This window comes from Actinospineispora spinosispora DSM 44797, assembly GCF_000429025.1.
GTDB lineage: Bacteria > Actinomycetota > Actinomycetes > Mycobacteriales > Pseudonocardiaceae > Pseudonocardia > Pseudonocardia spinosispora.
Genome location: NZ_AUBB01000037.1, coordinates 67,870 through 78,770 on the forward strand (window position 1 = coordinate 67,870; position 10,901 = coordinate 78,770).

Annotated in this window: 15 protein-coding genes; 4 read left to right on the top strand and 11 right to left on the bottom strand. The window is 69.8% G+C overall.

The features are described 5' to 3' along the window. Positions 1-10: 10 nt before the first annotated feature. Positions 11-280, bottom strand: coding sequence for a DUF6980 family protein (locus G406_RS47760; RefSeq protein ID WP_211241186.1), 270 nt, complete (start codon positions 278-280; stop codon positions 11-13). 72 nt (positions 281-352) lie between these two features. Then, positions 353-1,126 carry an SDR family oxidoreductase gene (locus tag G406_RS0118105; RefSeq protein ID WP_028934927.1) on the bottom strand — a complete coding sequence of 258 codons (774 nt, stop codon included), beginning with the start codon at positions 1,124-1,126 and terminating at the stop codon, positions 353-355. 167 nt (positions 1,127-1,293) lie between these two features. On the opposite strand from G406_RS0118105, the gene G406_RS47765 reads away from it, so the two are divergent. Next, the gene (locus G406_RS47765) at positions 1,294-2,163 is read left to right on the top strand and encodes a helix-turn-helix transcriptional regulator (RefSeq protein ID WP_037077224.1); all 870 of its coding nucleotides are present in this window, start codon (positions 1,294-1,296) and stop codon (positions 2,161-2,163) included. A gap of 9 nt (positions 2,164-2,172) precedes the next feature. Here the strand turns inward: G406_RS47765 and G406_RS0118115 are convergent, their stop codons facing one another. Beyond that, a complete protein-coding gene (locus G406_RS0118115; RefSeq protein ID WP_028934928.1) occupies positions 2,173-2,691 on the bottom strand; it encodes a MarR family winged helix-turn-helix transcriptional regulator in 519 nt (172 codons plus the stop codon). A gap of 91 nt (positions 2,692-2,782) precedes the next feature. On the opposite strand from G406_RS0118115, the gene G406_RS0118120 reads away from it, so the two are divergent. Then, positions 2,783-3,061, top strand: a complete 279-nt coding sequence (locus tag G406_RS0118120) for a hypothetical protein (RefSeq protein WP_028934929.1) — start codon at positions 2,783-2,785, stop codon at positions 3,059-3,061. 31 nt (positions 3,062-3,092) lie between these two features. On the opposite strand, the gene G406_RS0118125 is transcribed toward G406_RS0118120, so the two are convergent. Continuing rightward, positions 3,093-3,668, bottom strand: coding sequence for a TetR/AcrR family transcriptional regulator (locus G406_RS0118125; RefSeq protein ID WP_028934930.1), 576 nt, complete (start codon positions 3,666-3,668; stop codon positions 3,093-3,095). A gap of 81 nt (positions 3,669-3,749) precedes the next feature. Here G406_RS0118125 and G406_RS0118130 point away from each other — a divergent pair, with 81 nt between their 5' ends. Both G406_RS0118130 and G406_RS0118135 read left to right on the top strand, forming a co-directional pair. After that, positions 3,750-4,541, top strand: a complete 792-nt coding sequence (locus G406_RS0118130) for an enoyl-CoA hydratase/isomerase family protein (protein WP_245607150.1) — start codon at positions 3,750-3,752, stop codon at positions 4,539-4,541. Position 4,542: 1 nt separating this feature from the next. After that, a complete protein-coding gene (locus tag G406_RS0118135; protein WP_028934932.1) occupies positions 4,543-5,760 on the top strand; it encodes a CaiB/BaiF CoA transferase family protein in 1,218 nt (405 codons plus the stop codon). A gap of 8 nt (positions 5,761-5,768) precedes the next feature. On the opposite strand, the gene G406_RS47770 is transcribed toward G406_RS0118135, so the two are convergent. The 7 genes from G406_RS47770 to G406_RS58375 form a co-directional block, all read right to left on the bottom strand. Continuing rightward, a complete protein-coding gene (locus tag G406_RS47770; RefSeq protein ID WP_051342292.1) occupies positions 5,769-6,788 on the bottom strand; it encodes a serine hydrolase domain-containing protein in 1,020 nt (339 codons plus the stop codon). Beyond that, positions 6,785-7,699: a DUF6895 family protein gene (locus G406_RS0118145; protein ID WP_028934933.1), complete on the bottom strand. Its 915-nt coding sequence runs from the start codon at positions 7,697-7,699 to the stop codon at positions 6,785-6,787. Before G406_RS0118145 ends, G406_RS47770 begins: the two co-directional genes overlap by 4 nt. A gap of 10 nt (positions 7,700-7,709) precedes the next feature. Next, positions 7,710-8,648 (bottom strand): DUF6895 family protein, encoded by a 939-nt coding sequence (locus G406_RS0118150; RefSeq protein WP_051342293.1) that lies wholly within the window; start codon positions 8,646-8,648, stop codon positions 7,710-7,712. Further along, positions 8,645-9,352 (bottom strand): hypothetical protein, encoded by a 708-nt coding sequence (locus tag G406_RS0118155; RefSeq protein ID WP_028934935.1) that lies wholly within the window; start codon positions 9,350-9,352, stop codon positions 8,645-8,647. Before G406_RS0118155 ends, G406_RS0118150 begins: the two co-directional genes overlap by 4 nt. 23 nt (positions 9,353-9,375) lie before the next feature. Then, positions 9,376-9,555 carry a hypothetical protein gene (locus G406_RS47775; RefSeq protein ID WP_037077227.1) on the bottom strand — a complete coding sequence of 60 codons (180 nt, stop codon included), beginning with the start codon at positions 9,553-9,555 and terminating at the stop codon, positions 9,376-9,378. A gap of 99 nt (positions 9,556-9,654) precedes the next feature. After that, positions 9,655-10,506: a hypothetical protein gene (locus G406_RS0118165; RefSeq protein WP_028934936.1), complete on the bottom strand. Its 852-nt coding sequence runs from the start codon at positions 10,504-10,506 to the stop codon at positions 9,655-9,657. A 202-nt stretch (positions 10,507-10,708) separates the two neighbouring features. Further along, on the bottom strand, positions 10,709-10,901 hold a 193-nt coding region (locus G406_RS58375; protein ID WP_211241188.1), incomplete at its 5' end, for a hypothetical protein.

Sequence of the window (10,901 nt, forward strand, 5' to 3'; positions counted from 1 at the left end):
AGACCCGTTCTCACACCTCGATGGTGCGCGCGGGCATCCCTGAGGACTCCTCGCTCAGCGTCTCGGCCAGGAAGCGACGCGACTCGGCCAGCTCGGTGCCACACCACGGGCAGTAGCCGATGGCGACCGACGAGCCGCCTCCGTCGTGGATGATCAGGCCGTAGACGTTGCTCGCCCCCCGATGGTCGAGCAGGTTGTCGGGGCAGTCGAACCGGCCGTGTCCCCGATGGCACTGGTAGTCGGCGTAGTAGGTCATCAGGTCGCAGCAGTGTCCACTCACCTCAGCAGTGTCCCGGTCGAACACCCGTGAGTGATTTGGGCTGCTACAGCAGCCCAAATCACTCACGGCTTCTCAGGACGCCTGGGCGGTCGGCATGATCGTGATCTGCTGCAGGTTCACGTGCGCGGGCTGCGCGGCCAGGAAGTGGACCGCCTCGGCGACGTCCTCGGGCGCCAGCCAGGTGATCTCCTTCCGGGAACCCTCCAACCACTCCTGTGCGCCAGGATCGGTGACGTGGTCCTGCAGCTCCGTGCCGACGATCCCGGGTTCGAGCGCGCACACGCGGACGTTCTTCGCCCCGAGCTCCGTGCGCAGGGTCCGCGAGAAGTGCGTGACGTAGGCCTTCGTGCCGGAGTAGACCGCGAAGTTCGGGAAGATGTTCTGCGCGCCGATCGACGAGGTGTTGACCAGGTCGGCCACTCCCTTGTCCGCCGCCGCCCTGATCAGCTGCGGGACGAACGCGCCGACGGCGTTCATCAGCCCGGTCACGTTCACGTCGATCTGCTGCTGCCACTGGTGCACCGGCAGCTCCTCGATCGGTGCGGGCAGCATGATCCCGGCGTTGTTGAACAGCAGGTCGACGGTGCCGAGCTCGGCCGCGATCCTCTCGGCGGCCGCGCGCAGCGCCTCGGCGTCGGTCACGTCGACCGACAGCGCGAGCGCGGTCCCGCCGGCCTGTTCGATCTCCGTGACGAGGTTCGCCAGGCGGTCCGCCCGGCGGGCCAGCACGGCGACCTTCGCGCCGGACGCGGCCAGTCTCCGGGCGGTGGCCTCGCCGATGCCGCTGGATGCACCGGTCACGACGGCGACGCGGCCGGCCAGCGGGGTGGACACAGTGGTGGTCATCGGAATGCTCCTCTTGTCGTTGTGCGGGCTGTCTTCGACACAACCACCGCGCGAGCGGCCGAAACCGCCCTAACCGAGCCCCGTTCGACCTCGGTCCGGCGAACCTGGGTCCAACAGACCGAGGTTCGCCGCCACCGAGCGCCCCGGCCTCGGCCACACTGGGATTCGTGGAACACAACGCCGAGCTGAAGGAGTTCCTGCGCACTCGCCGTGCGCGGCTGAGCGTCGACGACGTCGAGGTCGGCGGCACCGGCGGCGTGCGCCGGGTGCCGGGGCTGCGCCGCGAGGAGGTCGCCCAGCTCGCCGGCGTGAGCGTCGACTACTACAGCAGGCTGGAGCAGGGCCGCCACCTCAACGTGTCCGACGAGGTCCTCGACGCCGTCGCCCGCGCGCTGCGCCTCGACGACGTCGAACGCTCGTACCTGTTCCAGGTCGCGCGGTCCGGTCCCCGTCGCGCCCGGCGGCGCACCCCGGCGCGGGTGCAGCGGGTCCGTCCCGGCGTCCGCCGCATCCTGGAGACCCTCGACGACGTCGCCCCGGCGTTCGTCTTCGGCCGCCGAATGGATGTGCTCGCCACGAACCGGCTGGCCAGGGCCCTGATGACGGACTTCGAGGCGCTGCCGCCTCGGGACCGCAACATGCTGCGCTACACCTTCCTCGACGAGTCCGCCCGCGACCTCTACCTCGACTGGGAGGAGGTCGCCAGGGACAACGTCGCGGTCCTGCGTCTCGACGCCGGACGCCACCCCGACGACCCGCTGCTCGCCGAGCTCGTCGGCGAGCTCGCGGTCCGCAGCCCGGAGTTCCGCCGCTGGTGGGCCGACCACAACGTCCGTGAGCGCAGCCACGGGACCAAGCGCTACCACCACCCGCTGGTCGGTGACCTCACGATCGACTACGAGGCTGTCGCCCTGCCCGGTGATGCCGACCAGACGTTGTGCATCTACACCGCCGAGGCCGGTTCGGCGTCGGAGACGGCGCTGCGGCTGCTCGCCAGCTGGACCGGCGCCGAGCCTCAGACGACCTCGGTCACCTGAGACGGCCGGTCAGCACGACTCCGGATCAACCGGGGCGGGGCGGCGCGAGTCGATGAGGGCTGGGTGCAGCTCGGGCACGAGTCCGGCGCGCTCGCTGACGCGTCGCAGCACGTCGAGGACCAGAGCGTGGTCGGCGGGGTCGATGTCGGCGAACAGCGACGCCTCGAACTGCGCCGCCACCTCCTCGGCGCGTGGCAGGAGCTCCACAGCAGCCTCAGTGAGATGAATCGCGTGTGCCCGCCGGTCCTCGGGGTGACGCCGGCGTTCGACGAGACCGCGTTCTTCGAGGTCGTCGACCAGGCTGACCATGACGTTGCGGTGCACCCCGACGTGGTCGGCGAGCTGCTGCTGGGACTGGCCCTCGTCGCGGGCGATCCGGACGAGTACACCGAAGTGGGCCGGACGCAACCCGAACGGCTGCAGGTGTTCCGCGAACTGCTGGCTGATCCGCGCGCCGAGCTGGGAGATCACGAAGGTCGCTCTGCTGTTCAGCGCACGGCACGGAGTCCGAGGTTGGAGCGTGGCCACCCGGACACCCTAACCCCCGGATGAATCGCCCTTCGGTCGTCGCAGATACGAATCTTTGGTGATTGTCATCTATCATGACAATCATGAACGAGTGCACGACGTCGGCCGCCAGGGCCGGTTCGTCTTCGGTGGCACCTGGATGACCCGCTACGACGTCGAGTGGCTCGACACGGCGTTCGAGCAGTACGGCGGTCACCTGCCGCACACCCGAGCCCAGATCGATGCGTGCCTGGAGAAGCTGCGCGCGATGCCGGATCCAGCGGGCGAGGATGTCCCGTTTACGACGGTCACCTATGGGCGTGGCGCCGGAATGATCGCCTACACCGTGCGGACCGACCGGGTGTCGATAGTCGTGGTGAGTGTGACCTGATCACAATTAAATATGCTTAGCTACATATTAGCTAGAGGCTGTCTCGGGCTCTCCCGGTGAGGGTCTCACGCAGGACGTCGAACGGCGCGACGTCGCGCAGACCGCGAGCGACGACCAGCGCGCCCTCCATCGCGGCGATCGTCGCGACCGCCAACGACTCGGCCTCCTCGGCGGGCAGCCCCTTCTCCGTCATCCGCGCCGCGAACACGGTGAGGACGTCCTGGAGTCCTCGGCGGGTGGTGTCGCTGAGGGGTCCGGGTGACGAGGCCGTCTCGACGATGATGGCCGCCACCGGGCACCCTTCACGAAAATCGCTGGCCAGCACCCTGTCCTTGGCCTGGTCGATGAAGTCGCCGACCATCTCGGCAGCGGTGGTGAACCGCAGGGCCGACCGGTTGATCTGGGCGATCGTGTCCGAGGCGTGCAACAGCGCGACCTCGGTGCCCAGCTCCTGCTTGCCCCCGGGGAAGTGGAAGTAGACCGATCCTCGGGGCGCCGCGCTCTCCTCCAGGACGTCGGAGAATGCCGTCGCGACGTAGCCGCGCTCCCGGTAGAGGCGGCGGGCGGCCGCGATCATGCGCGTCTTGCTGTCACTGCGGCGAGGCATGACGACCATATTAGAGTCTTTACAGTATGTAGAGCGACATATAATGTCGGTCACCGTTCCACCCGACGATGGGAGAGCACGGTGACTGGATCGAACGGGGGCCCGGCAGGTCCGGTGCACTGTGAGCTGGACGGAGCGGTCGCGGTCGTCACGATGCGGCACGCGCCGCACAACTTCCTCGGTGTCGAGCTTCTCAGCGGAGTACTCGCGTCCGCGCGATGGGCGGTGGAGCAGCGGGCCCGCGCGATGATCCTGCGCAGCGGCCTGCGGAACTTCTGCGCCGGTGCCGACGTGGCGCTGTTCGAGAGCTCCGAGCGCGGGGCCGCGCCGGACGTCGACGTCACCGAGGTGCTACGGGTCCTCGACGGCCTGCCGCTGCCCGTCGTGGCGAGTGTGCACGGCGTGTGTGTCGGCGGTGGGTTCGAGCTGGCCCTCGCGTGCGACCTGATCGTCGCGGCCGAGTCGGCCAAGATCGGTTCGGTGGAGGCGAGCATCGGCCTCAACCCGCTCATGGGCGCGATCCAGCGGGTCACCCAACGGGCCGGCGCCGCGCGGGCCAAGGAGATGGCGCTGCTGGCCAGGCGCTACGACCCGGCGACCCTGGAACGCTGGAACGTGATCAACCGCGTGGTCCCCGACGAGCAGCTCGACGCGGTGACCCTGAGCCTGGCCCACGAGCTGGCCAACGGTCCGACGGTCGCGCACGCGTCGACCAAGGCGATCGTCTCCCACACCCTGGAGCACGGCGTCCGGGCGACCGACGAGGCGATGGCGGAGCTGCAGCGCGACATCTGGGCCTCGTCCGACCTCAAGACCGGGCTGGCGTCGCTGGCCGAGAACGGTCCCGGCGCCGCACGGTTCGAAGGACGCTGACATGCCGCTTCCACTGCAGGGTGTGCGGGTCGTGGACTTCTCCCGGGTGCTCGCCGGACCGCACTGCGGCAAGCACCTGCTCGACCTCGGCGCCGAGGTGATCAAGATCGAGCCGCCGAGGGGAGACCTGTCCCGCCTGGCGTTCCCCCGCCAGGGCGCGGTCAGCGGCTACTACGCGCAGCAGAACGCCGGCAAACGCAACGTCAGCCTGGACCTGAACGTCGCGGAGGCCAGGGACGCCGCACTCGCGCTGTGTGACACCGCGGACGTGGTGATCGAGAACTTCCGGCCGGGAGCACTGCGGTCGTTCGGCCTCGACTACGAGTCCCTGTCGGCCCGTCGGTCCGACATCGTCTACGTCTCGGTGAGTGGCTACGGCCAGCACGGTTCGTGGAGCGGACGCATGGCCTATGCACCGACCGTCCAGGCCGAGGTCGGGTTCACCCACAACACGCTGCGCCAGTTCGGCGCCGAGGGGCCGGACCGGGAGACCGACGCGCTGTCGCACGCCGACGTCTACGCCGGGCTGCACGCCACCATCGCGGTGCTCGCCGCGCTGCGGCACCGGGCCGTCACCGGCGAGGGCCAGTACGTCGACGTCGCCATGGCGGCGGTGGTGACCTCGATCAACGAGCGGGTCCACTACGACGTCAGCGACATCGACCTCGGCGCGGAACGGCCCGTCCTTGGCGCCACCGACACCCCGTTCTTCACCAGCCCCGAGGGACACGAGTTCATCTCCCCGATGAGCCTGGTCGGGAGCCTGTCGTTCCCGTTCTACTGCCACGCGATGCGGCGCCCGGACCTGAAGGACGACCCGAGGTTCACCACCCCGGAGCTGCGGCAGGAGAACTACGCGGCTCTGCACGACATCGTCCAGACCTGGATCCATACCTTCGGGGACATGGCTTCGCTCGACGCCCAGTTCGACGAGGCGAAGATCGCCACCGGCAGGCTGCGCAGCATGGACGAGTTCGCCGAGACCGAATGGGCCCAGCGGTGGGGGGCGTTCCGCACGGTCCCGGACCGTCGGGGCGGCGAGATCACGATCCCCGGCCCGCCCTGGCATTTCAGCGGGCACACCGACCCGTTGGGCGAACAGGTCCCCGCGTTGCAGGGCGAGCACAACACGGAGGTGTTCACCGAGCTGGGCTTCGACGCCGAACGCCTCGACACCCTTCGCGCGAGCGGCGCCTTCATCGAGCCGGACCGCGGGTAACCCACGACCTACCTGATGTCCCGCCAGGTGAGCAGGTCGTAGGCGGTTGCCTGGAAGGTGTCGTCGCGCCCGTACCTGCGGGTGGAGAACGCGGCGAGCGCGGTGCGGGTGTCCGGGCGGAACCCGAGGAAAGCCTGCTGGCCCAGGGTGCCTCCACCGTGGAAGAACACAGGTCCGGTGTCGAGGTCGTGACGGAACCAGCCCCGCGTGTGGATCTCCTGGTAGTCCTCGCCGTGGCGGCCGGCGGGTTCCAGGACCCGGGTGAGCGCGACACGCAGCGTCGACGGAAGCCCGGCCGGGGGATCGAGGTGGGCTTCGAGGTAGCTCAGCATGTCGTGCGGGGTGGCGCGGACCCCGCCGGCCGGCGCGAACCCGTTGATCCGGATCGGTGGAGTCGGGGTGCGGCCGTCAGCTCTGTGCCCGATGGCGTCGTGCTCCTGGGCGACCAGGCCCGTGTCGGTCAGCGCGAGTGGACGCAGGACGTGGTCGCCGAGCAGCGACGCCCAAGGCGTGGAGAGAGCGGCGACAAGTGTGTGGCCGAATACCGCGACCCCGAAGTTGCTGTAGCGCCACACCGTCGCGGGCGCTCGGCGCGGCCGGCACCGTAGGAAGGCGCGGATGACCCGATCCGCGGGATAACGGGCATAGGGGTTGGTCACCGGGTGGGGGACTGCCCAGAGCCAGAAGTCCCCTGGCAGCGGAGGCAGCCCCGAGGTGTGGGTGATCAGGTGCTCGAGCGTGATCGCGCGCGGGGCACCGGCCAGATACCGTGCCGCCGGGTCGGTGACGCTCACCCTGCCCAGCTGGACCGCGTGTGCCAGGAGCAGCCCGGCGAAGGTTTTCGAGGCCGAACCCAGTTCGTACCGGGCGAGCTCGCGGGGAAGCGACCTCGGCGGCCCGGTCCCGCCGCCGCGAACGGTCCGCCGGCCGCGGTGGGACACCGCGAACACGACGTCGGGTGCGTCGACCGCCTGGACGGCCCGCTCCAGCCGGGCTTCGAGCCGGGTCGAGGTGGCCGGAGTGGTCATGCGTTGCTGAGGCGGGTCAGCGCCCGGGAGGTCGCCAGCGTCGCGGCGAGCACGGCGACCAGGGTGGGGTGGTAGACGATGTCGAAGACGTCGTCCGGGTCACCGGTCGGCATGGTGTCGACGGCGGGCATCGCCCCGTCGGGTTGTTGCGCGGCGGCGAACCCCGCCCAGGCCCGGTGGTCGAGAGTGGGGCTGGGCAGGCAGGCGTCGACGGCGAGGAACTCACCGAGCAGGTCCCAGCGCCGCAGCTCGAGCAGGTCGTCAAGGAAGACCGGCAGCCACAGCTGGAGGTAGTCGGCCATCGTGGGCGGAAGGTCCTCCGGGTTGGCGCCCCAGCCGGTCAGGTGGAAGACGGTGTGGGTGACGTCGTAACCGATCGTCTCCTCGAGCGTCCACGGCTCCGGAGTGTGCGCCAGCCAGGTGGTGGCGGCGGTCTCGGACAGCGGCGTGCTCGGCCGCAACCCGTAGCGCAGCTGCGCGGCGGACAGCCCGAGCCGACGGTTGGGCCTCGTTTCGAGCGCGCCCCAGCCGCTGAGACGGTGGTTGAGCCGGATCGCCCGGTCCATGACCGGGCTGCGGTAGCCCATCTCGTGGAAGGGCAGATACACCTCGAACGGGATGGGGGAGATCGGTTCGTCGCGCTGGCCGAGGACCAGGACGTTGCCACCGTCGAGGATGTGGCTCCAGGCATGGTCGACGACCTGGCGCGCCAGGCTGGTCTGGCGCGTGCCGGTGACCGCCTCGCGGCGCAGGATCGAGCAGATCAGCGCCAGCTCGCCGAGGGGTTTGAACCGGTCCATGAACGGGACCTCCGCGCCCGCGTCGGGTTCGAGGCGGAAGCGGTCGCGGTGGGTGTACAGCCATTCGAGGGCACGCGCGGTCACGGCGTGCAGCATCGCGGGATCGGTCACCGGGCCCGCCTCACGGTGACATCCGGTCCGGTCGCCTGAGGTTTCCGCCGGCGATCGCCGAGGCGAAGGCCAGCAGCAGCGTGGAGTGGTAGCAACCGCGGAAGATCTGATCCTCGGGTTCGTCCACCGGTGCCGGCCCGCACTCGACCAGGGCCCCGGTCGTGTCGTCCCGGGCCTCGGCCAGAGCCGACCAGGCCTGTTCCGTCAGGCTCGGGGGGAGCGGTTCGGGAAGGCTCGCGGCGACCACGAGCAGCTCGCAGCACAGGTCCCACTGCCGCTGCTGGACGCAGCTGTCGAGCCACGCGGGCAACCACATGACCAGGTAGTCGGCGACGTCGGCCGGCACAGCGGTCGGCGTGCGCCCCCAGTCGGTCAGATGGAACACCGTGTGGGTCAGGGCGTAGCCGGCGGTCACTTCGAAAGCCCAGGGCTCGGGCAGACCACCCAGCCAGGTCCCGTCGAGGCTCGCCCGGGGTGCGCCCCGGGGTGGGAGACCCGCGTGCCGCGCCGAGTTCAACACCCCCATCCGTCGGGTCGGCAGCTGCTCCAGCACCGTCCAGTTGCGGTTGTCGGTGACCCGGGCGGCGAACCGCTCGTAGCCGGTGTGGCGTAACCCGCTCCAGGCGAACGCCGCGTAGAGCTCCAACGGATAGGTGGCGAACGGATCCGATCTGTGGAACCGCAGCAGAAGCTCGCCCCCGCCGACCTGATCCCACGCGAAGCGCAGCAGCTCTGCTGCCAGCCGGTGGGCCCGGGAGCGGGGATCGCCGTGGTGCTGGACGCACCCGCAGATCTGCGCGAGCTCACCCAGCGGCTTCCAGGTCCAGCCGGCATCGACGTCGGGTTCCAGGACCGCCTCGTCCAGCGCGAAGCGGGAGCGGTGTGCGTGCAACCAGCCCAGAGCGGCGTCGGTCAGGGCGCCGTACGGCGGCAGCGCCGTCGCGGTCACGTCCCGGCCTCGCCGGACCGGGAGCCGGCGTCCTCGATGGCCCGCGCCGCCTCCAGGTGCAACGCAACGATCGGGTCGGGCTCACCCATCATGGCGACGAACTCCAGCCCCGTGCCCAAGCCGAGTGTGCCGGGGACCTCGTCCGACAGGCACAGCCAGCGACCCGCGGCTGCTGCCTGCCGCCAGTCGCGACGGCGGACCGCCCGGACGAACCCGCGCGCCAGATCGACCGGCCGGGCGGCGGCCACCCGGGCCACCGCACAGTCGGCCCCGGGTAGGGCGAGCGCCCCCAGCACCGCCAGCTGATGGGTGAGCTCCTGCCACGACGCTTCTTCGAGCCACCGTGCCGGAGGCTGCACCCGCCATTGCGGGCGAACGTCGGTCCCGCCGAACCGGGACAGCGCGTCCACCATGGCCCAATGGGTCCAGCGGGACGGCAGCGAGGCCGTCTCGGCCGGCTGATGAGCCCGGATCGCCTGGTCGCACACCGCCACGTCGGCCGGATCGGGTGCCCGGCCGGTCACCGCGCTCGCCAGCAGGGTGTCCGCGCCCAGCACCCGCACCGCGGCAACCCGAACAGCGGCTTCAGAACATGTACCAGGGACAACCGCGCGATGGTCTCCGCCGCGCACAGCGGAGACCACACGCCCGGCAAGGTCGGCAACGGCGTCCGCCAGTCGCTCCGCGCCGCTCACCTGCTCCATACCTGAGGGTGTCCTGGCCGCGCCTACTTCTTCTTCTTGGGACGCGGTGCCGGAGGGGACAGGAGCACCGCGCCCGCCATGCTCGCGAGCGGTGCGCACCGGATCGTGTCGCGGTAGACCCCGTCCACCTCGACCGGGTCGAGCGCCGCCTCGATATCGATTTCCATAACCTCGGGACTGCTGTCGAGCACCGGCTTCGTCATGCGGCCACCTTTCGCTGAGCGAATGAGATCGCCACAAGTGCACCATCAGTAACTTGCGTTGACAACCACCTCACGAGTGAACGATCGGCACCAGGGCAGTCACGAGGTGGCCAGCTCGGCGGCGCCCGACCGCTTGCGGTGCGGGGAGGTGGCCTCCCAGAAGGTCTGCGCCCCGCCGCCGGCCACCGTGCGCACGCACGCCACGGCGAGGATCTGCCTGGTGTAGAGCGCGAGCAGGATCGTCGCGGCACCGGCAAGGTGGGTGACGAGCGTGGACCCCTCGTCGTTCAGGGCGGCCCAGATGGGCCAGGCGATCGCGGCGTACACCGCGAAGGTGACCAGCGGGATGGCGATCGGGATCGAGTACGCGTACCGGCGGTCGCCCAGGGAGCTCAGCAGCAGGACCACCGCGGCGGCGGTGAACGGCAGCTCCCCGTTGGCGAAGATGTACCAGCCGGGGAGCGGGAACCACTGCGCGTCCCAGAACGGCTGGTTGCCGAAGTAGGTGTAGACCCCGCCCACGTAGAGGATGGGCAGCTCCAGCACGGTGTCCATCACGCAGAACACCGCGTAGAGCCGCCACATGTCGCGGACGGTGGCGCCGGCACGCAGCCGGTTGAGGACGTAGAGGGTCTGGCCGCCGATGAACCAGTAGTAGACCGGGAACATCCACAACGGGACGCTGTGCCCGAACATGCTCACGAACGTCCACTGGTTCACCGTCGCGTGCCAGATGTAGCCCATGCGGTCGAAGAACGGCTCGGCCACGATCGTGAAACCGCCGCCGAGAAGGATGAGCAGGGCGATCCGGGTCTCGCCTCGGTCCCAGCGGCGCCACAGCCACACGGTGACGGCGATGGCCACCGCGAAGTGCAGCACCGTGAAGATCCACTGGGCGGTGGGGTTCATGACCATCCCCACCGGGGCGCCCGGGGCGTGCGTCGTGTCCATTCAGCGGCCTCCGTAGTCGATGTGCGGGTGACCGTAGCGCTATTTGAAAAGACATTCAATTCTGATCACCCTTTCAGATCCGATGGTGGTACGCCGCCGCCGCGCACCGCGACGTCGACCCGACCCACGGCTCGGCGGACCCGGCCGACCCGCCCCGCGGCCTCGCGCAGGCTCCGCGCGCGCCGGCTGCGGTGAACTGCGCTCAGAGGCCCGCGACCGATTTGTTTGCAGTAACAATCTTTAAACAGAGGCAACAGCCAGTTAGCAGGCTCTCCAGCCGCGCCTTTTCGGCTCGCGGGCCGGGGACCGTCGTCGGGTACGTCGGCGACGCAACCTTCGGGGCTTCAATTTCTTGAAAACTTTCTCCCCGGAGTCCCGGATTTTGCTGCAAAACT